This is a genomic window from Halomonas sp. DP5N14-9 (genome assembly GCF_019802175.1).
GTDB lineage: Bacteria > Pseudomonadota > Gammaproteobacteria > Pseudomonadales > Halomonadaceae > Halomonas > Halomonas litopenaei.
The window spans coordinates 270625-292878 of sequence record NZ_JAHVHR010000035.1 but is presented as its reverse complement, the minus strand read 5'-3'; the positions used below and the strand labels follow the sequence as shown (position 1 = coordinate 292878).

General features: G+C 64.5%; 18 protein-coding genes. 11 read left to right on the top strand and 7 right to left on the bottom strand.

The window, feature by feature from the left end:
- Positions 1 to 92 precede the first annotated feature (92 nt).
- Together KUW00_RS21015 and KUW00_RS21010 are read left to right on the top strand one after the other, a co-directional pair.
- On the top strand, positions 93 to 2117 hold the full coding sequence (locus tag KUW00_RS21015; RefSeq protein WP_222570056.1) for a sensor domain-containing diguanylate cyclase: 2025 nt from the start codon (positions 93 to 95) through the stop codon (positions 2115 to 2117).
- A gap of 120 nt (positions 2118 to 2237) precedes the next feature.
- On the top strand, positions 2238 to 4292 hold the full coding sequence (locus KUW00_RS21010) for a GGDEF domain-containing protein (protein WP_222570055.1): 2055 nt from the start codon (positions 2238 to 2240) through the stop codon (positions 4290 to 4292).
- 86 nt (positions 4293 to 4378) lie between these two features.
- Here the strand turns inward: KUW00_RS21010 and tadA are convergent, their stop codons facing one another.
- Positions 4379 to 4831: a tRNA adenosine(34) deaminase TadA gene (gene tadA, locus KUW00_RS21005; RefSeq protein ID WP_045991988.1), complete on the bottom strand. Its 453-nt coding sequence runs from the start codon at positions 4829 to 4831 to the stop codon at positions 4379 to 4381.
- A 122-nt stretch (positions 4832 to 4953) separates the two neighbouring features.
- On the opposite strand from tadA, the gene KUW00_RS21000 reads away from it, so the two are divergent.
- A complete protein-coding gene (locus tag KUW00_RS21000; protein ID WP_108132364.1) occupies positions 4954 to 5769 on the top strand; it encodes an acyl-CoA thioesterase in 816 nt (271 codons plus the stop codon).
- Between the two features lie 172 nt (positions 5770 to 5941).
- On the opposite strand, the gene KUW00_RS20995 is transcribed toward KUW00_RS21000, so the two are convergent.
- The 3 genes from KUW00_RS20995 to thpD all read right to left on the bottom strand — a co-directional run bounded on the left by KUW00_RS20995 (position 5942) and on the right by thpD (position 7666).
- Positions 5942 to 6295 carry a DUF488 domain-containing protein gene (locus tag KUW00_RS20995; protein ID WP_045991984.1) on the bottom strand — a complete coding sequence of 118 codons (354 nt, stop codon included), beginning with the start codon at positions 6293 to 6295 and terminating at the stop codon, positions 5942 to 5944.
- A 148-nt stretch (positions 6296 to 6443) separates the two neighbouring features.
- A complete protein-coding gene (locus KUW00_RS20990; protein ID WP_108132360.1) occupies positions 6444 to 6653 on the bottom strand; it encodes a hypothetical protein in 210 nt (69 codons plus the stop codon).
- Positions 6654 to 6742: 89 nt separating this feature from the next.
- On the bottom strand, positions 6743 to 7666 hold the full coding sequence (thpD, locus tag KUW00_RS20985) for an ectoine hydroxylase (RefSeq protein WP_108449962.1): 924 nt from the start codon (positions 7664 to 7666) through the stop codon (positions 6743 to 6745).
- 178 nt (positions 7667 to 7844) lie between these two features.
- Between thpD and KUW00_RS20980 the strand changes: the two genes are divergently transcribed.
- From KUW00_RS20980 to KUW00_RS20945, 8 genes are all read left to right on the top strand, one after another.
- Positions 7845 to 8591, top strand: coding sequence for a Crp/Fnr family transcriptional regulator (locus KUW00_RS20980; RefSeq protein WP_045991981.1), 747 nt, complete (start codon positions 7845 to 7847; stop codon positions 8589 to 8591).
- A 262-nt stretch (positions 8592 to 8853) separates the two neighbouring features.
- Positions 8854 to 9555 carry a GntR family transcriptional regulator gene (locus tag KUW00_RS22600; RefSeq protein WP_222570054.1) on the top strand — a complete coding sequence of 234 codons (702 nt, stop codon included), beginning with the start codon at positions 8854 to 8856 and terminating at the stop codon, positions 9553 to 9555.
- Between the two features lie 74 nt (positions 9556 to 9629).
- Entirely contained in the window at positions 9630 to 10838 is a 1209-nt protein-coding gene (locus KUW00_RS20970) for a CaiB/BaiF CoA transferase family protein (protein WP_108449960.1), read from the top strand.
- A gap of 52 nt (positions 10839 to 10890) precedes the next feature.
- The gene (locus tag KUW00_RS20965) at positions 10891 to 12183 is read left to right on the top strand and encodes a TRAP transporter large permease (protein ID WP_108132357.1); all 1293 of its coding nucleotides are present in this window, start codon (positions 10891 to 10893) and stop codon (positions 12181 to 12183) included.
- Between the two features lie 68 nt (positions 12184 to 12251).
- Positions 12252 to 13298, top strand: coding sequence for a TRAP transporter substrate-binding protein (locus tag KUW00_RS20960; RefSeq protein ID WP_222570053.1), 1047 nt, complete (start codon positions 12252 to 12254; stop codon positions 13296 to 13298).
- Between the two features lie 7 nt (positions 13299 to 13305).
- A complete protein-coding gene (locus tag KUW00_RS20955; RefSeq protein ID WP_108132356.1) occupies positions 13306 to 13854 on the top strand; it encodes a TRAP transporter small permease in 549 nt (182 codons plus the stop codon).
- Between the two features lie 19 nt (positions 13855 to 13873).
- A complete protein-coding gene (locus KUW00_RS20950) occupies positions 13874 to 14821 on the top strand; it encodes a hydroxymethylglutaryl-CoA lyase (RefSeq protein ID WP_222570052.1) in 948 nt (315 codons plus the stop codon).
- Positions 14818 to 16059 (top strand): MFS transporter, encoded by a 1242-nt coding sequence (locus KUW00_RS20945; RefSeq protein WP_222570051.1) that lies wholly within the window; start codon positions 14818 to 14820, stop codon positions 16057 to 16059. Before KUW00_RS20950 ends, KUW00_RS20945 begins: the two co-directional genes overlap by 4 nt.
- Positions 16060 to 16184: 125 nt before the next feature.
- Here KUW00_RS20945 and KUW00_RS20940 read toward each other — a convergent pair whose 3' ends face one another.
- From KUW00_RS20940 to KUW00_RS20930, 3 genes are all read right to left on the bottom strand, one after another.
- Positions 16185 to 17123: a CorA family divalent cation transporter gene (locus KUW00_RS20940; protein ID WP_222570050.1), complete on the bottom strand. Its 939-nt coding sequence runs from the start codon at positions 17121 to 17123 to the stop codon at positions 16185 to 16187.
- Between the two features lie 43 nt (positions 17124 to 17166).
- Entirely contained in the window at positions 17167 to 20196 is a 3030-nt protein-coding gene (locus KUW00_RS20935) for an EAL domain-containing protein (protein ID WP_222570049.1), read from the bottom strand.
- Positions 20197 to 20366: 170 nt separating this feature from the next.
- The gene (locus KUW00_RS20930; RefSeq protein WP_222570048.1) at positions 20367 to 22205 is read right to left on the bottom strand and encodes an ABC transporter ATP-binding protein; all 1839 of its coding nucleotides are present in this window, start codon (positions 22203 to 22205) and stop codon (positions 20367 to 20369) included.
- Between the last annotated feature and the right edge of the window lie 49 nt (positions 22206 to 22254).

Below are 22254 nucleotides of genomic sequence, written 5' to 3'. Positions count from 1 at the left end.
AACGTCTATTCTTCTCGCTGATCGGTTCGGCGAGATATTTCGCTGACCACAACGTCCAACAACCGCCAGCTCCTCGCCTGGAAAGTGGGTACATGCTACGTCTCAGAATCCCGCTGACGCTGTTGTCCCTGGCACTGTACATTGCGGGGCTCTGCGCCAGCCTCGCCGGCTATACCGCCTCGACCACCTTGCCCACCCTGGTACTGGGCGGCTTGATCGGTCTTGCTCAACTGGCCTGGTACCGCCAGCGGCTGGGCTTGAGTCTGACGCTGGTGGTGGCGGTGTTGGCCGCTCTGCTGATCGGCGTGGCCGGCGATATCCTGCCCCAGGGCTGGCTGTCTCTGGCGACTTTCGATCCACCGGCGCCGCTCGATACTGGCCACCCACGCCTTTCCTGGCAGTGGCCGGGGTTGGCCGACAGCCTGCTGCTGGCGTGCCTGGCCTTGAGTCTTGCCCTGCGCACCCGTGCCAGCCTGGGCACCCCCTTGCTCCACGCCATCGCCGTCCTGCTGTGGGGGAGTCTGGCCTACCAGGTGGCGGCGCCCGAGACACTGCCGCCGCTGGCGCCACCCGCAGGCCCCTGGGCGCTGGCGGGCAGCGGGCTGCTATTGCTGACCCAGTTCCTGGCGGTGGTGACCGGCTGGCGCCATAACCAGGCGAGCCTGTTGCGCGCCCTGGGCCCCGGTCTTCTTATTGCCACGGCAACGGTTCTGCTGTGGTGCCAGCAGGACAGCGAGGCCAATCGACAGCTATTCGAACGTGCCCAGCGGGAGACCGATCGCCTGTCGGCAACGATGACAGACCGCATCGACGACACCCTTCGAGCCATGCATCGCTTCCATCTGGTCTGGGAGATCGATCAACGCCTGCCCTCGGCATCGATGTGGCGCCACGAAGCCCAGAGCTTTATGAACGACTTCCCGGAACTGCCCCTGCTGGCCCTGATCGATCCCTCCGGACGGGTCGAGCACCTCTATCCCGACGACAACTGGCACCTGGTCTACCCGGGCATGCGCTTGCTGGATGGAGCCCTCGACCAGCCACTGATGGAAGTGCTGCAGCAGAGCTTTCACCAGCGCGACGCGGTGTCATCGGATATCCTGCCACTGCCCGATGGAGGCTGGGGCATCATCCACTTTCTGCCGATCCACACGGTGGATGGTGATCGGCTGCTGGGTTCGGTCGCCATGGTCTTCAGCCTCGACGCCTTAGCTTCCAACCTCCTGCCCGCGCTCGCCGATATACCGGACGCCATGACGCTGACATTGAAAGACGGCGACAGCACTCTATGGCGGGTACCGGCGTCAGCGACGAATTCGCCCTGGAAGCTCGTCAGCGATGTTCGTCTGCTGTCCCACACCCTGAGCCTGGAGCTCAGCCCCAACCGCCGTTTGCTGGAGCACCTGAAGCTGCACTATCCGAGTTCAACGCTGTGCACCGGCCTGATCATGGCTCTGCTGCTCTACCTGCTGTTGTTCAGCCGCCATCGGCAGCGCCAGCAGCACCGCCAGATTGCCGATACCAATCTCGAACTACGCCGAGAGATGCGGCGTCGTTCACGCCTGCAGAAAAACATCGAATGGCTGGCAGGACACGACGACCTCACGGGCCTGGCCAATCGACGCACCTTTCTCGCCAGCCTGCCGACGAACGCCGGACAGAACCCTCTCAGTCTGCTGTTATGTGACCTCGACCATTTCAAGCGCATCAACGACCAACAAGGCCATCAAGCCGGGGACCAGGCACTCAAGCGCTTCGCCGCCTGCGCGCAGAAGCTGCTTCCACAGGGTGGCGTGCTGGCCCGCTACGGCGGCGAGGAATTCGTGGTCTATCTGCCACAGGGCGATATCGCCTGGGTACATACCTGGGCAGAACGCCTGAGGCGAGAGGTGCAGGCCTGCGGCGTACAACACGAAGACGGCAGTCCCATGACGGTATGTATAGGCCTGATCACCCAGACCGACGGCCCCGTTGTGCCAAGGGACTTGCTGCATCGAGCGGATATGGCGCTGTATCGTGCCAAGCGGCTGGGCCGCAATCGGGTGGAGATCGCCGAGGCGAAGCCCGCTGCCGAGCCCAGCGAGGCCACAGAGCCCAGCGGTCTGTTGCACTCCTGACTCAGGTCAACCCCACTGGCGCGAGGCGGCGCACTTCTTCCTGAGCCTCGTTCAGCGCCTGGGTAAGCTGGTCGTAGCGCGGCCAGTCAGGCCGCGAGCCGCCAGGGTTGGAACGCCTGAATGTGGTACACCTCGACACCCGTTGTTCGTCACTACCGGCTATTGAGCCAAGGGCTGACCCTGCTCGCCCTGGTGCTGGCAGTCGCCTCCCTCACCGTGCTCGATACGCGGGTAGCGTCTCTGCCAGCGAATCAGACGACCCTGGCGCTGGCCCTTATCGTCGCCATTGGTCAATGGCGATGGACACGCAAGGGGGTCTTCACCAGTGCCCTGGTGCTATGGCCACTGTGTCTGTGCCTGGTCACTCTGCTATTCGGCACCTGTGCACCGGAAGACTGGCTGTCACTGGAGCGCCTGTCCGAACCCTTCCGTTGGCTGACAACACCTTCGACTCTGCTGGACTGGCGCCCGCCGCTGGTCGAACTGGTCGTGCTGACGCTGCTGACCCTGGGGATACTGGCGCGCACGCGCTCGAGCCTGGGCGTCCCCTTGCTCCACATGTCCTGCTTGCTGCTGTTGCTGCTGGACCAGACACCACTGCATCACTGGCTGCCTTCAGCGTCACTGCTGCACGCCCACTCGCTCACCGTCACCGCCGTCCTCGGCCTGTTGCTGGCCGGCCAGTGGGTGGGCGTGGTAAGCGGCTGGCGTCCCACCCGCGACAGTCTCAGACGGGGGCTTTGGCCTTCGACACTTCTGGTCGTGATGACCCTGGCACTTTGGCAGTACCTGGAGATTCAGGCCGATGGCGAACTGCAACACCTGGGGCAGCGCGAAGGCCGTGCCATGGAGGAACGCCTGGCTAGCGAATTCAATGACTTTCGACACTCACTACAACATTTGCAGGTTTTCCTCGAACAATCGCCGCTCCCGCCCTCTACCGAACGCTGGCAGCACCTGACGCGACCTCTTCGCGACCACTTTCCCTACCTTGCGACGCTGCGCTACGTCGAAGTGACCGGCGGCAATGTGCGAAGCCCCGCGACCACAGTCGTCCCCAGGCCCACTGATATGCCTCAACCTGCCGCGGTGCTCCCCCCGGAGGCCCAGATCACTACCCTCGCCATCGACGCTCCTGCACCGACGATGAAGGTCACGCTCTCGCTACCGATTCGCCGTCCCGGTGGAAAGCTGCTCGGGCACTTGGCAGCGACCTTGTCACTGTCAGCCATGGCCGAGAATATGTATACGCATCCCCCCTCGGGGGCGGGGAGCCTGCAGGTCCGACTTACCTACCACAACCGTCTGATCAAGGAATGGCCCATGGAGGGGCATCCGGCCCCGTGGACAGTATCCGTTCCCCTCGACGCCATTCCCCTGCATCGACCCGACAATAAGGCGGTGACAGTCGACACAGCCTATCTACCGCTCGAGCTGACCTTGCGCCCCGATACCCGATTGCTGACGCGCCTGCGCAGCCGTCTTCCGGCTGTCACCCTGATGCTGGGTCTGCTGTTCAGCCAGTTCCTCTATCTGACATTGTTCAGCCAGCACCAGATGGCCTCCCAGCATCGTGCGCTTGCACGCTCCAACGGAGACCTTCGCCGCGAGGTCCGCACTCGCCATCGCCTGCAGCAGCAACTCAGCTGGCTCGCCGACCACGACGAACTCACCGGTCTGCCGAACCGACGTCACCTTCAGGCCACCGCCCAGACCTGGCGGGCGCGCTTGCCCCTGAGCGTTACTCTTGTCGACATCGACCACTTCAAGCGCATCAACGACTGCCTCGGCCATGCCGAAGGCGACAGAGTGCTCAAGGCGGTAGGTCGACTTGCACAGGAGACCCTGGGGGATGACGGCCTGCTGGGGCGCTACGGCGGGGAAGAGTTTCTGGTGATCATTCCCGAAGGACGGCTAGCCGAAGCCAGCGCTGTGGCCGAGCGTCTGCGGCGTGCCGTCCGACAGGCACCGCTGGCTCATCACGACGGCACGCCACTGACCATCAGCCTAGGGGTGGCATGCCAGGACCAGGCACCGCTAGATCTGGCACGCCTGATACAGCAGGCGGACCAGGCGCTCTATACAGCGAAGCACCAGGGACGCGACCGGGTCGAGCTCTTCGTGGATACCGTCGACGGCGCATCGGACCTGGACACACCGCCCTTCACCGCCTGAGCAAGGCTCGAAACCTGTAACGGGAGTCTTGAGCAACCCGTCGGCACCGCCGACGCTACCTCAGTGCTCTGCGCTGCGGCAAAGGCTCATCGGCGCTCGGCAAAAAACGTCTTGAGCAGGCGAGAGGCTCGGCTCGCCAGCACCCCACCTTCGACCTCCACCTGGTGGAAGTGCCAGGGCTGGGCGAACAGGTTGGCCCGGGACTCGACCATGCCGGAACGAGGCTCCGCGGCACCGTAGACCAGACGCCGGATCCTGGCGTGGATGATGGCACCAGAGCACATCATGCAGGGTTCCAGCGTCACGTACAGCGTGCAGCCCTCGAGCCGATAGTTCGACAGGCTCACCCCGGCGTCCCTGAGCGCCTGAACCTCGGCATGCGCGCTGGGATCATGGCTCGCCACGGGGCCGTTGGCGCCGCGACCGATGATCTCTCCGGCCGCGTCCACCACCACCGCACCGACCGGCACCTCTCCTGCCTGGGCCGCCCGCTCGGCCAGTTCCAGCGCTCGATGCATGTAAAATTCGTCACTGCGCAAGGTGTTGCACTCCCGTACACTGAGCCCAGGCAAATGCTGAACCATTGTCGCGGGCACGGCAATCGCCACCGTGTCACCGCCATCGACTAGCCGGGCTACCCCGGCGCAAGGAGGATACGCGAATGTCGGACGCCTTGAAGGGTCTGGTAGACCTGCTGGGCCTGGAAATGCTGGAAGAGAACCTGTTTCGTGGACGCAGCCAGGACCTGGGGCTTCCCCAGCTGTTCGGCGGCCAGGTACTGGGCCAGGCGCTGTCGGCAGCCACCCAAACCGTCGCGGCGGAGCGTCAGGTGCACTCGCTGCACGGCTACTTCCTGCGTCCCGGCGACGCCGCCATGCCGGTGGTCTATCAGGTCGACCGCGTTCGTGACGGAGGCAGCTTCACCACCCGCCGCATCACCGCGATCCAGAAGGGCCGTCCGATCTTCTTCTGCAGCGCTTCCTTCCATGGCCAGGAACATAGCCTGAGCCACCAGGCCAGCATGCCCGCCCTCGAGGCAACAGAGCCCGGCGACAGCGACGAGATCCTGCGCTTCCCCGGCCACCCGATCGAATTTCGCCATGTGGAAGACACCGCCGAGGACGGCGCGCCCGCACGCAAGCGGTTGTGGTTCCGGCTCAATGGCGAGCTGCCCGATGACCCCGCTCTGCATCGCTACCTGCTCGCCTACAGCTCGGATTTCAACCTGCTGACCACCGCCCTGGTGCCCCATGGCATCCGTTTCGGCGACCCCAAGCTGCAGATCGCCAGCCTCGACCACTCGCTCTGGTTTCACCAGGACGTGGCCGTCAACGACTGGCTGCTGTACGACATGGACAGCCCCTGGGCCGGCGGCGCCAGAGGCCTGGCTCGTGGCAGCATCTACAATCGAAAAGGCGAACTGGTGGCCTCCAGCGCCCAGGAAGGCCTGACTCGCTTGAGGGAGCCCCGGGACTAGCGCACGGGAGGCCATCAGGGACGCCTGGAAACCCCGCTAGCCGGGCTGGCGGTAGGCCCGGTGTGATCGAGAAGGTGGTGTCAAGCCGGTGTAGCTCAGCAGGTAGAGCAACGCCTTCGTAATGCGTGGGTCGGAGGTTCGAGGCCGTGATGCCCGGTGGTCCGCCCGAACGTCACCCGGTCAGCATGGCCAGATAGTCCTTGAGCACCACGGCGTTGTTGTGGGTCTCATCCTTCGAGGAAAACACCAGGGTTACCTTGTGCTGCTGGCTGCGCTCGGCCAGGGGTCTGAGCGTTTCCCTCTGCTCCTTCAGCTCAGCCAGATAGCGCTGACGAAACTCGCCCCAGCCCAGTGCTTCGCTGTGAAAGGCCTTGCGCAGGTCATCACTGGGAGCGGCCTCCTTGATCCATTCATCGATACGCGCCTCGTCCTTGGCGATCCCCCGCGGCCAGAGCCTGTCCACCAGCACCCGATAGCCGTCGTTGTCGGCGGGCGCATCGTAGGCCCGCTTGAGCTGAATCGTCATCGTGCCTCCACGTCCGAGAATGTGCTCCATCCTTAACAGACGCATGGCCCGGCCGTCACCCCGTGTGGCTTTGGCAGTCGCAGCCGATGCCGATGCCGATGCCGATGCCGATGCCAATGAGACAATCAGACCAGGCGCCAGCGTCCGACTATTCGAGGCGTTCGAGAATGGTGCAGGAGCAATCCCGCTCCCCCACCTCGTCGATCAGTACCCGATAGCGCGGCAGACGTATGTCGTCACCGTCACCTTCGACCAGGGCCGAGGTATCGATGATCTCGGCGGTGTTACCCGAGGACAACTGGTCCTCGGCTACCATGACCAGATCACGGGCAATCAGCAGGGTGTCGCCAATGTGCATGGGGGCTTCCTCTTGATGGCTCTTTTCTCTTGATGGGGAGCGGCCACGCCCAAGGGCGAAGCCATCTACCGACATTGGCTGGCGCCGGATCATCCCAGTGCTGGCGTGCGCTCGCGCGCCGCCAGGTGCTCGGGCCGTGGGGACTTGGCGCCGAAGGGAGTGACCAGGCGGTTGTCGACGCTGTTGTAGACGAAGAACAGGTTGGAGCGCGGCCACGGTGACAGGTTGCTGTTGGACGCATGCAGCGCGTTGCAGTCGAACAGCAGAATCGACCCGGCCGGCCCCTTGGGTGCCTCGATGCCCTGCTGTTCGATGATCGGCCCCAGCTGCTCCCGGGTCGGTACACCGATGTGCTGCGCCTTGAGCGAGGTCTCCCAGTTCTGGTCCGGGGTGCGTCCCACGGTGGGGACAAACTGGCGATGGGACCCCGGCACCAGCATCAGCGGTCCGTTGAACTCGCCGTTGTCGGTGAGCATCAGCGAGACACTCAGCGCGCGCATGCCGGGCATGCCGTCTTCTGCGTGCCAGGTCTCGAAGTCCGAGTGCCAATCGAAGCCACTGCCCTGAAAGCCGGCCTTGTCGTTGATCCGCGACTGGTGCACGTAGACACCGCCCCCGAGCAGCTGCTCGACGATCTTCAGAAGTCGCGGCGAGCGGGTCAGGCGATCGAAGCGCTCGGACAATTCGTGCATGCCGAACACCGAACGAATGGCGCCAGAGACAGGATCGGTGATGACCTTGTCGCTGCCGGTCAGCTCGGGATCGCGCTCCATGGCGCTTAGCTCATCGAAGAAGGGCTCGATGTCGTCGGCCTCGAAGAAGCTGTCGAACCAGAGAAAGCCACGTTCTTCGAATGCGGCCAGCTCCTGCTCGTCGAGCGGCCCGGCCTGGCGCTGCTCGGGCGTCGCATGGACGACCGGGCAATGGCGGGCGATATTGCCCATTGGCGCGTCGAGGCGTGTGGGATAGCCATCATCCGAACGGATCGACAGTTGGTTGGGTGCGTAAGTCATGACTCCGCCTCCGTAACGATTCCAGAATGGATCGCCGTGACCGGAGACGCTGTGCCTTGACCGACCTCGGCGATGGACCCCCATCCTGGGCCTGTATCTACCGCGCCGACATAACCTGAGTTAACGTAAACCCCTAATACGCATTCTCCATCGAGCCTGTCGTGCAAGGAGCCTTGCCGTGTCGAACCGGGACAGCTGCATCGTCAAGCATTTTCGCCACTATCACCCGCTCAGCGATGGCGATCGCCAGCTGCTGGGCGCGCTCGAGAAGTCACCGCTGGAGGTCAAGGCCGGCGATAGCCTTTGGGAGGAACGCGATCCTGCCCAGGACTTCTTCACCCTGAGCCAGGGCTGGGCCTTCTCCTACCGGCAGCTGGAAGACGGCGCGCGCCAGATCCTGGAGGTCTACCTCCCTGGCGACGTGATCGGGCTACGCGAATACGCCTTTCATCAGCGTCTTACCGGCGTCCAGATGATCGAGGACGGCACCATCTGCCGCTTCCCCCACGCCCGTCTGACCGACATCTTTCAACAGTCGACCACCCTGACCTCGATCCTCTTCGCCATGGCCAGCCGCCAGCAGGTGCTGCTGACCGAGCGCCTGGTCAATCTGTCGCGACGCAGCGCCAGACAGAAGCTGGCTCACTTCATCATGGAAATGTACGAGCGCCTGGCCAAGACCGCCGGCCGCCAGGAAGACCACAGCATCCGTCTGCCACTGTCCCAGGAAATGCTGGCCGACGTGCTGGGGCTGAGTCCTGTGCACGTCAGTCGCACCTTCAGCGCACTCGACGAGGAGGGCCTGCTGCACCGAAACCGTCATCGTCTGCTGCTGCCTGATCCGGCCGCCCTGGCCGATGCCGGCCAGTTCGACGAACGTTACCTGGCCGACAGCGTATTCGCGGCCAACGACGCGGTGGGCTAGGGCTTGTCTGAAAAGTGCCTGCGCTCGGTAATACGGCGTTAAAAATCGGATCAAAATGCTCATTTACACCCCGTAAACTGCGCTTTCTCACCGATTTTTGCCTTGTCTAACCTTCGCTCGTCGACTTTTCGGACAGCGCCTAGGACTGGTCCACCACCGGGGAATCACCGGCCGCTGCATGCAATTTCGACCAAAAGTCTAACTTCGCCCAGCCATAAAGCCCTCTACTCTTACGATTGTATGCAATGTAAGAGATTTCCTCGTGACTCCGACCACCCCGCTCGAAGCCAGCGGTGCCCGCACGGCCACCGCCCAAGTCCATGAAGCCATCAAGCAACGCATCCTCGACGGCGTCTATCGACCGCTCGAATTCGTGCGTGAGGCGGCGGTTGCCCGGGAGCTCGAGGTCAGCCGTACCCCGGTCCGCGAGGCGCTGCGGGAGCTGGTCTCCGAGGGCTGGCTCGAGGCCATCCCCCATCAGGGCGCCAGGGTGACCGAGTGGACCGAAAAGGACGCTCGTGAAGTGTTCGAACTGCGCCTGGTACTCGAACCCATGGCGGTCGGACTCGCCTGCCGACACCTCGACGCTGAGACCCTCGCCCATCTGGACGACCTGGCCTCGCGCATGGAGGCCCTGACCGAGAGCCCCCTCGATGGTGCGGGCCACAGCGAGCTGGCCTCGCTCAACCACGAGTTTCACCGCCTGTTGATCCAGGCCAGCGACAACCAGCGTCTGGCCCAGATCCTCGAGAGCGTGGTGCGTACCTCGATCATCCGACGCAATTTCGCCAGCTACGACCGTTCGGCGCTCAAGCGCAGCATGCAGCACCACCGCGAGATGCTGATCGCCATCGGCGCCGGCAACGCCGCCTGGGCGGAGAACGTGATGCGCGCCCATCTGCTGGCCGCGCGGGTATTGCACGTGACCGTCGACACTTCGACCGCGACCTCATCGCCCCCGTGATCCTCCCGACGCGGCCCTTTTTTGCGTTTCACCCTTCATCTTCCACCTTCGACCTCTGACCACGGACCTCCAACATGAACGAGCTTATCGCCTCACTCCCGCTGGACGACCTCAAGGTGCTCGAACTCGGCCAGCTTATCGCCGGGCCCACCTGCGGCCAGGTACTGGCCGACTTCGGCGCCCAGGTGGTCAAGATCGAGCCACCGGGCAAGGGCGACGCCATGCGCCAATGGGGCCAGACCGACGAGAGCGGCGAACCGTTGTGGTGGAACGTGATCGCCCGCAACAAGCAATCGCTGACCCTCGATCTGCGCAAGCCCGAGGGGCAGGACCTGCTGCGGCGCCTGGCGGCCAAGGCCGACGTGCTGATCGAAAACTTCCGCCCCGGCACCATGGAGCGCTGGGGCCTGGACTACCAGAGCCTGTCGGCCGACAACCCGGGGCTGATCATGGTGCGGGTCACCGGCTTCGGCCAGGACGGTCCCTACGCGTCGCGTGCCGGTTTCGCGGCGGTGTGCGAAGCCATGGGTGGGCTGCGCTACATCAGCGGCTACCCGGACCGCCCCCCGGTCAGGGTGGGAATTTCGCTGGGCGACACCCTGGCCGGGGTCCAGGGCGCCATGGGCGCGTTGCTGGCGCTGCATCAGCGCGAGAAGACCGGGCGTGGCCAGGTGGTGGACAGCGCCATCTTCGAGGCGGTGATGGCGATGATGGAGAGCCTGATTCCCGACTACGCCCGGGCCGGCAAGATCCGTGAGCGCGCAGGCAGTTTCCTGCCCAAGATCGCCCCATCCAACGCCTATCCCGCCAGGGACGGCCGGGACGTCATCATCGGCGCCAATCAGGACACCGTCTTCCGCCGGCTGTGCGAGGCCATGGGCCAGCCCACCCTGGCCGATCACCCAGACTATGCCGACCATCGTGCGCGCGGCGAGAACCAGCAGGCCATCGACGAGCTGATCGCCGCCTGGACCGCCCACCACGATGCCCAGCATATCGTCGACCTGCTGGCCGACGCCGGTGTCCCGGCGGGCCTGGTGTACACCGCCAAGGACATGCTCGAAGACGAACACATCAAGGAGCGCGGCTCCATCGTCGAGGTGCCGGACCGCCACGGCAAGCCGCTGCCGATGCAGAACGTCTTTCCGCGGCTGTCGCAGACGCCTGGCAAGGTACGCCAGGTCGGTCCGGCCCTGGGCGAACACACCGAGGCGGTACTCGGCGACTGGCTGGAACTCGACCACAACAGCATCGACGCCTTGCGCAAGGACAGCGTGATCTAGCACCGCCAACCAGCGACCACTCTGCCGACAACAACAACCTAGAGGCTCTTGCATGGAACCCCTACTCGTCCTGGCGCTGCTGATCGTATTGATCGCCGTCGGCCTGCCGATATTTCTGTCCCTGGGGCTGGCCGGGCTCGCCGGCCTGTACATGGCCCGGGGCTCCATGGCGTTCTTCTTCGCGCCGTCATCGCTGTTTGGCCAGCTCAATGCCTTCGAATTGATCGCCCTGCCGCTGTTCATATTGATGGGCAACCTGCTCGGCGCGACGCCGGTGGGCAACAACCTGTTCCAGGCGGCGGTGAGGTGGCTGCACTGGCTCAGGGGTAGCCTGGCGATCTCCTCGGTGGGCGCCTCGGCGGTGTTCGGCGCGGTGTCCGGGGTGAGCCTGGCCGGCGTCGCCGCGGTCGGTTCGATCGCCGTACCGCAGATGCTCGAGCGCGGCTACAGCCGCTCGCTGGCCGCCGGTGCGGTGGTCAGCGCCGGCGCCCTGGCGATGCTGATCCCGCCCAGTGTGCCCTTCATCATCTATGGCGCCGTGGCCAGCGTATCGGTGGCAGACCTGTTCATCGGCGGTATCGTCCCCGGGGTGGTACTGGCGCTGGCGCTGTCGCTCTACATCTTTATCCGGGTGAGTCTGAAGCCCGAGGAAGCGCCCAGCGTCGAGCAACGCTTCAGCTGGCGCGAGCGCTTCGCCAGCCTTGCCCACATCTGGCACGCCGCCCTGCTGGTGCTGGTGGTGCTTGGCTCTATCTATTCTGGACTGGCCACCCCCAGCGAGGCCGCCGGCATCGGCGCCTTCGGCGCCTTCGTGATCGCCGCGCTGATCTTCCGCTGCCTGACGCTTGCCTCCTTCGGCCGCATCCTGGCCAGCACCGCGCGAGTCAGCGGCGCCATCCTGCTGATCATCGGCTGCGCCAAGATCTTCGGCGACTACCTCAACATGGTGCGGGTGCCGCAGCTACTGACCGAATCGCTGACCGCCTCGGGCCTGCCGGACTGGGCGATCCTGCTGGCGGTCATGCTGCTGCTGATCCTGCTCGGCATGATCGTCGATGCGGTCTCGCTGATCGTGGTCACCACGCCGGTGCTGCTGCCGCTGATCCAGGCCATGGGCTATGACCCCCTGTGGTTCGGCATCGTCATGGTGCTGAACCTGGAGATCGCGGTGATCACCCCGCCGGTAGGGCTCAACCTCTACGCGCTCAGGGGGGTCTGCCCGGAGCTGTCGGTGGAGGAGATCATCAAGAGCGCGCTGCCCTTCGTGGCGGTGCAGTTCCTGGTGCTGATGCTGTTCGTGTTCTTCCCCAGCATCAGCCTGTGGCTACCGAGCCTGATGCACTGAAGGGGCCCCGATTCACTCGCCCCGCTGGCCAGGGGCAACAACGACAATGACAAGACGGAGACATTCCCATGAACCTGACCCGCCGCCAACTGCTCAAGACCACCGCCTTCGCCACCGCAGGGGCCTCGCTGCTGGGCCCCCAGGCGCTGATGCCACGCCATGCCCGCGCCGCCACCACCTTCACCGGCGTGACCTACCTGCCACCGTCCTACAAGGCGCTGACCTACGGCTCCGCCGGCTTCGTCAACTACCTGCGCGACAACGGCGGCGACGTGCTCGAGGTCGATTTCTACGACTCGGGCCAGCTGCTCAAGGCCGACGAACAGCTTCCCGCGCTGCGCTCGCGCAATATCGACTTCATGTTCCACACCACCTCCTACATCACCCGCTCGCTGCCGATCCTCGGCATCACCGGGCTGCCCGGTGTCGTCGGCGAGCTGTACCGCCACCCCGAGCGGCTGCGTCAGGGCAGCCCGCTGTTCGACCTGATCAATGAGGAGCTGGCCAAGGAAAACCTCTACATGCTGACCTCCGGCGGCGGCATCCTCGAGCCCGAGTACATCTGGAGCACCCAGGACAACGCGGTGCGCAGCCTCGAGGACATTCGCGGCAAGAAGGTCAGGGTGGTCAGCTTCGAGGCCACCTCGGCGCTGGAGGCCTACGACATCGGTGCGGTACGCATTCCTTCGTCCGAGACCTACATGGCGCTGCAGCGCGGTACCGTGGACGCCGGCGTGTTCAATATCTCCACCATCATCGGGCGCAGCCTGCAGGAGCAGGTGGACGTGTGCTACCAGCTGCCGATCACCGGCTTCTCGGTGGCGCCCTTCATGCTGCGTGACCGCTGGGACAGCCTCGACGACGACAGCCGTGCGATCCTCGACGATGCCGCCCGCTGGTACGACGAGAACTTCATCAGCCACTGCAACGACGATATCTATCCCAACGAGTACTGGCCCCAGGTGCGCGAGGAGAACGTCGAGATCATCGGCCCCAGCGACGAGGATCTAGCAACCTTCAACGAGGCCACCCACAAGGTATGGGACCACTGGAAAGGCGAGGTCGGTGAGGAACTCGGCGAACGTGCCATCAAGCTCGCGCTGGGACAGGCCTGAGGTCGCCATGAAAGCGCACGCACAGAGGATCCCCCTCAAGGGCTGGGATGGTGTACTCGCCATCCTGCGCCTCGCCTCGATGGCGGTGCTGGTGTTCATGACGGTGTCGATCTGCTACGACACTGTCATGCGCTACGCCTTCTCCGCCCCCACCCACTGGAGCCTGGAGATCAACTCCTTCCTGCTGGTGTATCTGGCGGTGATGGGCGCCGCCGAGGCCCAACGCTTCGACGCCCATATCCGTATCACCTTCTTCAAGGACAAGCTTCCCGCCAAGGCGCGTCGCCTGCTGGAAGTGTTCACTGGTCTTGCCGGGATGACGTTCTGCGCGATCCTCGCCTGGCGCGGTTATCTGATGGCGGCCCAGGCCTTCGAGTACGGCGAACGGGTGTCCAGCGCCCTCGGCACCCCCATGGGCATCCCCTACGCGCTGCTGCCGATCGGCTTCACCGCACTCGGCCTTCAGTTTCTGATCGACACCCTGGCGAGCCTTTCCCGCGGCGCCCCACTGCCGCCGCCGGACGGCTCCGATCACATCGATGCCACCCACCCTTGAACCCGACGGAGACTCCCGCATGACCACCACGTCACCCGCCCCGATCGAACTGGTCGAGGTCGCCCCACGCGACGGCTTCCAGTCGATCGCCGATCCGCTGCCGACAGAGCGCAAGATCGAGGTCATCCAGGCGCTGCTCGACGCCGGCATCCGACGCATGGAGATCGGCTCCTTCGTCAGCCCCCGGGCGATTCCGCAGATGGCGGACACCGGCGAGCTGATCCGCGCCTTCGCCCATCGCCGCGATGTGAGATTCTCCGCGCTTGTTCCCAACCTCAAGGGAGCCGAGCTTGCGCTTGAACACGATGTCAGCGAGCTGGTCTACGTGGTCTCGGTGTCCGAGGCGCACAACCGCAACAATGTGCGCCAGTCGGTGGATGAATCGTTGGAGGCCTTCGCCCGAGTGGTCGAGGCGGTGCGCGCCAAGGGCAACACCGCCCTGCGCCTGGACCTTGGCACCAGCTTCGACTGCCCCTTCGACGGCAGGGTCGACTGGCGCCGGGTCGATGAGGTGCTCACTAAGGCGCTCGCCATCACCGGCGAGTTGCCGGTGGAAGTCGCCCTGTGCGACACCACCGGTCGCGCCACACCCTTCCAGGTGGCGGACCACTTCACCGAGCTGACCGAGCGCCACCGATCCCCCGCCCTGTCCTGGGCGTTCCACGGCCACGACACCTTCGGCATGGGCGTGGCCAACGCCCTGTTCGCGGCCCGCCACGGTGCCACCGCACTCGACGCTGCCTGCGCCGGCCTCGGCGGTTGTCCCTTCGCTCCGGGGGCCACCGGCAATACCGCCAGCGAAGACCTGGTCTACGCCCTGCAGGGGGGCGGGATGGCAGGTGACATCGATCTTGGCGCGCTGCTGCACGCGGCCGACTTGATCGCGGCACTGCCCGGCGGCAAGACCGAAAGCCACCTGCGCCGGGTTCCACGTGAGGGCCTGGCCGGGGCAGACGCGGGGGCATGAACCAGCAGACGGCGCCCTCTACAGCTCCCTCTTCACCACCCTCTCCGCCTCCCCAGGTCGGTATCGCCCTGCTGGCAACGACCCTGGTGTTGGCCTTCTCGTCGCTGGTGGCGCTGTTTCCCTCGGCGATCGCGCCGACCCTGGCGGACTCGCTGGGAGTTTCCACCGCCACCGTGGGTATCCAGGTCAGCCTGATCTTCGGTGGCGCCATGCTGACCTCACTGGTCGGTGGGCCGCTGACCCGACGCTATGGCCCCTGTCGCGTCAGCCAGCTGGCGCTGGGGCTGCTTGGCGGCGGCGCGGCGCTGCTGACCCTGCCGTCGCTGGCCACCTTCGCCCTGGCCTCGCTGATCGCCGGGCTCGGCTATGGCCTGACCAACCCCTCTGCGTCGCTTTTGCTGTTTCGGGTGACTCCGCGTCACCGCCAGGGCCTGGTGTTCTCGCTCAAGCAGACCGGGGTGCCCTTCGGTGGCGTGCTGGCGGGCCTTGTCGCCCCCGCCCTGGCGCTGGCCATCGGCTGGCAGGCGGCTCTGGGCTGCCTGTTCCTGGTCGCCGTCATCGGTATTCTGCTATTGCAGATTCAGCGCCATCACTGGGACCGCGAGCGCGACCCTCGCACTCCTTGGCTGACCACCCCCTTGGCCGGGCTCCAGGTGGTCTGGCAGCGCCCGGCGCTGCGCTACCTGGCCCTCTTGAGTCTCTGCTTTTCAGCCATCCAGCTATCGGTCTCGGCCTTCACCGTGGCGCTGCTGGTCGAGGATCTGGGCGTCGGCCTGGTCGTCGCCGGCGCCACCATGTCCGCGGTCCAGGTCTTCGGCATCATCGGCCGAGTGCTGTGGGGCCTTGTCGGCGATATCCTCGACGATCGCCTGATCACCCTGATGGGGCTGGCCTGCCTGAGCGCCGGTAGCGGCCTGGCCATCGCCACCATGGACGCCGACTGGCCGCGCTGGGCAATGGTCGCGGTGCTGTGCCTCATGAGCCTGTCGGCGCTTGGCTGGAACGGCGTGTTCATGGCCGAGATCACCCGTCTGGCCCCCGCCGAACGGGTGGCCGACGCCGCCGGCGGTTGCCTGGTGCTGACCTACAGCGGTGTGCTTGTCGGGCTACCCCTGCTGGGTGCGCTACATGGGCTGTTCGGCAGCTATACCGCCCTGTTCGGGCTGTTGGCGGGACTTGCCCTGGTGGGCCTTGGCTTTCTGCTGAAGGCGCGACGGGCCATCGCCGCTCCCGGCTAACCGTCGACGCGGTGTGACCAACGTTCGGCGGCCAAGGGTCGTTGAAGCGGCTGGTTCAAGCGGCTGGTTCAAGCGTCTGGCTCAAGAGGCTGGCTCAAGCGGCTGGCTCAAGCGGCTGCCAGGGCCTAGATAAAACGCCAGCGCTTGAGCACCACCAGCTCCACCGCCACCAGCACCACCATGAAGGTGCAGAACAGGGCGAAGGACATGGGATTGTCGACGCCAGGCATGCCGCCGATATTCACGCCCAGCAGGCCGGTCAGAAAGCTGATCGGCAGGAAGATGCCGGAGATGATCGACAGCAGGTAGGTGTTGCGGTTGACCTTTTCGGTGTGCTGGTGGGTCTGGTACTGCTGAACCATGCCTACGTGCTCAAGATAGAAGTCCACCGACTCGTTGATTCGCTGGATGGTGTCACGGGCATTGGCCAGATCGAATCGATCATCGGCAAGCAGCGGTGGCAGGCTGTCGATCATCGCTTCAATGGCGTAGCGCTGGGGCTTGAGGAAGCGACGCAGCTTGATCAACCGCTTGTTCAGCGACATCAGGACGGCGTTGTCGGCCTCAGGCTCTTCTTCCTGGGCGGCGATGGTGGCGTCGAAGGGCTCGACGAAATCCTCGATGCGCTCGTGGAGCTTTTCGATGATATCCACCACCACTGCTCCCAGATCGTCAGGCCCCTTGCCCTGCTCGAGCTCACGGCGTATGTCGGCGATGGCCCGGGAAGGCAGCTTGCGGGTGGAAATCAGCACCCCATCGTAATAGAGGATGCGGATACTGAGCATGTCGTCGGGCTGCTCGCCCTGGTTGAGGTTGACCCCACGCAGAATCAACAGGAAGTTGCCGTCGCCGAGGGTCTCGAAGCGCGGCCGGGTGTCCTCGGCCAGCACGCCGTCGATGGCGGATTCGGGGATTCCTGCCAGCTCGAGGCGCTCGCAGGTGGCTTCGGCATCCCGCTGAAAGTGGTACCAGGCGCCTGCCTGAAGCGGGCCAGGCGCTGGCTCGGGCAACTGGCGGACTTCCTGGCCAAACGACCAGGCGTCGATAAAAAAAGGCGCGGTCATGCAGGCTCCATCAGGTGTTCGTCAGGCGGGCCGCGCCCGCCGCTTACAAGGTCGAGAAATCAAGCTCGGACAGCGGCGCCGGCTGTCCGTACAAAAAGCCCTGGTAGCGGTGGCAACCGTGTCGATGAAGCCAGTCCCGCTGCTCCGCTGACTCCACTCCCTCGGCAATCACATCAAGCCCCAGGCTGCGCGCCAGGGCAATGGTGCTTGCCACGATGGCGGAGCTGGTGGCGTTGTCGAGCACGTCGCGAACGAAGGACTGGTCGATCTTCAGCTCGTCCAGCGGCAGACGCTTCAGATAGGCCAGCGACGAGTAGCCGGTGCCGAAGTCGTCCAGCGCGAAGGTCACGCCCAGTGCCTTGAGCCGCGTCATGGTGCGCTCGACCCCGTCGCGATCCGCCACGAACAGCGACTCGGTCACCTCAAGCTTGAGACGCCGGGCCGGCGCCCCGGTGCGCGCGAGGATATCACTGACCCGGGCAACGAAGCCGGGATCCTGAAACTGCCTGGGACTGACGTTGACCGACACGGTCCTGGTGGTGTCATCACCCTGCTGCACCCAATCCACCAGCGTCAGGCAGGCCTGCTCGATGACCCAGAGACCGAGTTCATGGATCAGTGGGCGCTCCTCGGCCAGCGGAATGAACTCGGACGGCGGAACGAGGCCCCTGTCGGGGTGTCGCCAGCGGATCAGCGCCTCGACCCCGGTGACACAATCAAGCTGATCGACCTGTTTCTGGTAGACCAGATACAGCTCAGAGCGCGCCAGCGCGCCAAGCAGGTCTTCGTATAGCTGAGCACGCTGCTGCATCCGTCGCTGCATCCCCGGGTCGAAGAAGCAGACGTCGCTGGCGGTCTGACTCTTGGCCTGGAACAAGGCCATGTCGGCCTGCTGCAACAACCGTTCGCGAGAGACCTCGTCGCGAAACGGACTGATACCGACGCGCGCATTCGGCGACACCGGACGTCCTTCGATCCAGACCGGCATATCCAGCGTGTTCAGCAGCTTGCGAGCAACGGTATCGGCCACGCGCACCGCGGTCTCGAGTTCCACGCCCACGCCTTCGAGGACCACCACGAACTCATCGGCGCTGAGACGTGCCAGAGTATCCTCCTCGCGCAATACCGACTCGAAGCGACGGGCGGCTTCTCTGAGCAGCTCGTCACCGCCGTGGTGGCCGAGGGTATCGTTGACCTGCTTGAAGTTATCGAAATCAATGAGCAGCAGTGCGCCGTAACAGCCATCCCGCTGACAACGTTCCAGTTTTTCGCCGAGTCGATCGAGCAGCAGGCGTCGATTGGCCAGGCCCGTCAGCGGGTCGAAGAAGGCAAGCTGATGAATTTCTTCCTCCGCCGCCTTGCGCTCGGTGATGTCGCTGAGCGTCGCCACGTAGTTGCGCAGCTGGCCCCGCTCGTCACGCACCGCGCTGATGGTCAGCCATTGAGGATAGATGTCTCCGCTCTTGCGACGATTCCAGATCTCGCCCTGCCAGGCACCGGTATCGCCGATCCGCTGCCATAGCTGTCGATAGAAGTGTTCGTCATGTCGCCCCGAGCGCAGGATGTCTGGGCGACTCCCCTGGACCTCGTCTTCGCGATAGCCGGTGATGTCGGTAAAGGTCCGATTGACCTTGAGAATGCGGCCATCGACATCGGTGATCATCATGCCCAGGTGGGTCTCGAAGGCTACCGCGGCAATGCTCATGTTGGCCTGATGCAACCGCTCCAGGGTGACATCACGCACTACCAGCAGGACACCGTCATGCTCCCCATCACCGCTGAGCAGCGGACTGATCAATGCACTGAAGTCACGGGGGCCGCCACCTACGGTCAGAGAATAATCAAACCGACGTACTTCACCGCTGGCCGCCACCTCGGCCAGCGCCTCGTCCAGACGTCTGGCGATGTCCGGCGGCAGAAAGGCGCGGTAGTGGCTCCCGACCAGGACCTCCGGCGGTGCCAGCAGCAAGGCTTCGTCTCCGGCATGGACAAAGGAGAAGTGGCCACCGCGATCCAGCACCAGTACCAGGTCCTGCATGGAACCGATCAACGCCTTCAAGCGAGCTTCACGGCGGTGGGCGGCCTGTTCGGCGCGCTGCCGTTCGACCACCTCCCCCTGCAACGCCAGCTGGGCACGCCCCTGCGCCAGCACGTGACGCAGCAACCATAATCCGAGCAGGGCCAGCAACGCCCCCAGCACTACCAGTGGCCACAGGCGCTGGCTCCAGCCCGACAGCAACGCCTCGTGACTGTAGCCCAGCACCAGCCACAGAGGCAGTTCGGCCACTCGCCTCGCCACGAACAACCGCTCCTGACCATCCAGCGGGGATTGCTGACGAAAGTGAAGCGTATCCGGCGCGTCCGCGGTCAGCGATCGACTTCCCGCCTGCGACACCAATTCTCCCGGCGCCAGCCCAGCCGCAGGCACGCGGACCACCAGCCGTGCCTCGCTGTCGACCAGGGCGATGCTTTCTCCCTGCATCAGGCCGAACCCCTTGATCGCTTCCGCCAGGGGCCGAGGGTCGATCGATGCCATGGCAACATGCATCTGAGTGGTCTCTGCCGTGCTCCGTTGCACCAGAGTCATGCGATATTCGCCGGCAGACGGCGAATAGTGCAGAGACGAAACCAGGGTCTCTCCCCTCCTCAATCCGGCCAACTGTCGAAGAAACGCATCCTGGGGTAACCAACCCTCGAAAAAGCGAGCTTCTGCGCTTGTCGGGTCCGAGAGGATCGCCAGGTCTTCTACCAGGGGAAGGGACCTGGTTCGCTCCCTGAGCAAGGGTGCCATCGGCGGTCCATTGCCGGCAGGATTGATCATTTCATCGAGAGCCAGTAGCCCGGCAAGCGCGTGAGTCGCGACGTCAAAAGGCTCGGCCACCAGCGCCTCGACCACCTCCGCTCGCGCGTCGAGACGTTGCTCCACACGCTCCACCTCGGCCAGATACTGGCCCCTGAGGGTCCACACGATGCTGGCGACCAGCAGCATCAAGGCGGTCACATAGAGCGCAATGGCACGACGACGCCCCGAGTCGGACGCATTCGTCACAAAGGGGGATGGATCAACTGACACGGACACGTCGTCGTTTCGCCTCTAGAGCATTCATGTGGAAGGTGCGCATCCAGATTCCGTCGACTGTCTTGGGCATGGACGAGTGATCATAGCCAACCCTGCACTACTTGCGCACCACTCGCGCATTAAACCGCCTAGTTTCTTGATCACACCAAGCTGACCATGGTCCATCATTCCCCCAGAAAACCTCCGACCTGGCGGCGCCACAGGGAAGCATAGAGGCCATCCCGGGCCAGCAAAGATTCGTGCTTACCCATCTCGACGATGCGCCCCTTGTCGATGATTACCAGTCGATCGAGCATGGCGATGGTCGACAGACGATGGGCAATGGCGATGACGGTCTTGCCCTCCATCAGGGTATAGAGATGCTGCTGAATTGCCGCTTCCACCTCGGAGTCCAGCGCCGAGGTGGCCTCGTCGAGCACCAGGATCGGCGCATCCTTGAGCAACACCCGAGCGATGGCGATCCGCTGGCGCTGCCCCCCGGACAGGGTCACACCGCGCTCTCCCACCTGGGCATCCAGGCCCCGACGCCCATGAGGATCGACCAGGTCCTCGATAAACTCGTGAACATGCGCCTGACGCACCGCCTGCCACAACCTTTCTTCGCTGCAGTCTCGACAACCGTAGGTCAGATTCTCGCGCAGCGATCGATGCAGCAGGGAAGTATCCTGGGTCACCATACCGATCTGTCGACGCAGCGATGCCTGGGTGACCTCGGCGATATTCTGGCCATCGATCGTTATCTGCCCGGCCTGCAGATCATGAAAGCGCATCAGCAGCGACGCCAGGGTCGACTTGCCGGCGCCGGAGCGGCCGATGATGCCCACCTTTTCGCCCGGGGAAATGTTCAGATCGAAACCGTCGAACACCCTGGGGCCCACCTGGCTTCCCCGGGCGTAGCCAAAGACCACGTCCTCGAAACGAATCTCGCCGTGCTGGACCCGCAGCGCAGGGGCCGCTGGTCGATCCTGCACTTCGGGGATACGCGACAGGGTGTTGATACCGTCCTGAACGGTGCCGACATTCTCGAACAGGCCAGCGACTTCCCACAGGATCCAGTCGGACATGGAGCGCACCCGCATGACCAGACCGATCGCCACCGCCGTTTCACCAAGGGACACCCAGCGGTGATACCAGGCCAGTACGACCAGTCCCGCCATACCCACCAGCAGCAGGGTATTGAGGGTCGCCAACGACACCGATAGCCAGGTGGCCAGGCGCATCTGCCGATGTACCGTTCCCATGAAGCCATCCATGGCTTCCCGGGCGTAGGCCCGCTCCGCCCCGGCATCGGCAAACAGCTTGATCGTCTGGATATTGCTGTAGCTGTCCACGACCCGCCCGGTCATCACCGCCCGCGCGTCCGCCTGGGCCATGGACACTCGGCGCAGCCGGGGGATAAAAACCCTCATCAATGCCAGGTAGCCCGCAAGCCATAGCACCAGAGGAGCCATCAACCAGGGCTCGGCGGCCCCCAGCACCACCAGCGCGCCGGTGAAATACACCAGCACATAGACCAGCATGTCGAGCACCTTGGTGACGGTCTCGCGCATGGCCAGCGCGGTCTGCATCACCTTCTGCGAGACGCGCCCGGCAAACTCGTCATGAAAGAACGACAGGCTCTGCTCGAGCATCAGCCGATGGGAGAGCCAGCGCCCGAGCATGGGGTAGTTGCCGAAGATTCCCTGGTGGGTGATCAACGACAGCAAAAACACCAGAAGTGGCAGTCCTGCCAGCACCGCCGCTCCCAGGCCGATCAAGCTGGTCAGGTGGGTGTCGACAAAGCCCTCACGGTCGGCTTCGGCCAGCCAGTCCACCAGTTCGCCCATGGCGGTGAAGAACACCACCTCGGCGATGGAGACCAGCGCCGTGACCACCGCCATGGCCGCCAACAGCCCGGTGAAGGGACGCGAGTAGTGGAGCACGAAGGGCCACAACCGGTCCGCGGGTACCGACTCGGGCTGGTCGGGATAGGGATCCACCAGCCTCTCGAAAAAACGCAGCATGTTCCGCTCTCGTATCGCATGACGCCAGCCGCTCATCATACCCTTGTGC

Excerpts from the sequence above, each read along its gene's own strand:
- KUW00_RS20965 (WP_108132357.1), top strand. The coding sequence starts at position 10,891 with ATGGAACCCCTACTCGTCCTGGCGCTGCTGATCGTATTGATCGCCGTC.
- KUW00_RS20945 (WP_222570051.1), top strand. The coding sequence starts at position 14,818 with ATGAACCAGCAGACGGCGCCCTCTACAGCTCCCTCTTCACCACCCTCT.
- KUW00_RS21010 (WP_222570055.1), top strand. The coding sequence starts at position 2,238 with ATGTGGTACACCTCGACACCCGTTGTTCGTCACTACCGGCTATTGAGC.
- KUW00_RS20970 (WP_108449960.1), top strand. The coding sequence starts at position 9,630 with ATGAACGAGCTTATCGCCTCACTCCCGCTGGACGACCTCAAGGTGCTC.
- KUW00_RS20950 (WP_222570052.1), top strand. The coding sequence starts at position 13,874 with ATGACCACCACGTCACCCGCCCCGATCGAACTGGTCGAGGTCGCCCCA.
- KUW00_RS21015 (WP_222570056.1), top strand. The coding sequence starts at position 93 with ATGCTACGTCTCAGAATCCCGCTGACGCTGTTGTCCCTGGCACTGTAC.
- KUW00_RS21000 (WP_108132364.1), top strand. The coding sequence starts at position 4,954 with ATGTCGGACGCCTTGAAGGGTCTGGTAGACCTGCTGGGCCTGGAAATG.
- KUW00_RS20995 (WP_045991984.1), bottom strand. The coding sequence starts at position 6,295 with ATGACGATTCAGCTCAAGCGGGCCTACGATGCGCCCGCCGACAACGAC.
- thpD (WP_108449962.1), bottom strand. The coding sequence starts at position 7,666 with ATGACTTACGCACCCAACCAACTGTCGATCCGTTCGGATGATGGCTAT.
- KUW00_RS20930 (WP_222570048.1), bottom strand. The coding sequence starts at position 22,205 with ATGCTGCGTTTTTTCGAGAGGCTGGTGGATCCCTATCCCGACCAGCCC.
- KUW00_RS20955 (WP_108132356.1), top strand. The coding sequence starts at position 13,306 with ATGAAAGCGCACGCACAGAGGATCCCCCTCAAGGGCTGGGATGGTGTA.
- KUW00_RS20940 (WP_222570050.1), bottom strand. The coding sequence starts at position 17,123 with ATGACCGCGCCTTTTTTTATCGACGCCTGGTCGTTTGGCCAGGAAGTC.
- KUW00_RS20990 (WP_108132360.1), bottom strand. The coding sequence starts at position 6,653 with ATGCACATTGGCGACACCCTGCTGATTGCCCGTGATCTGGTCATGGTA.
- KUW00_RS20960 (WP_222570053.1), top strand. The coding sequence starts at position 12,252 with ATGAACCTGACCCGCCGCCAACTGCTCAAGACCACCGCCTTCGCCACC.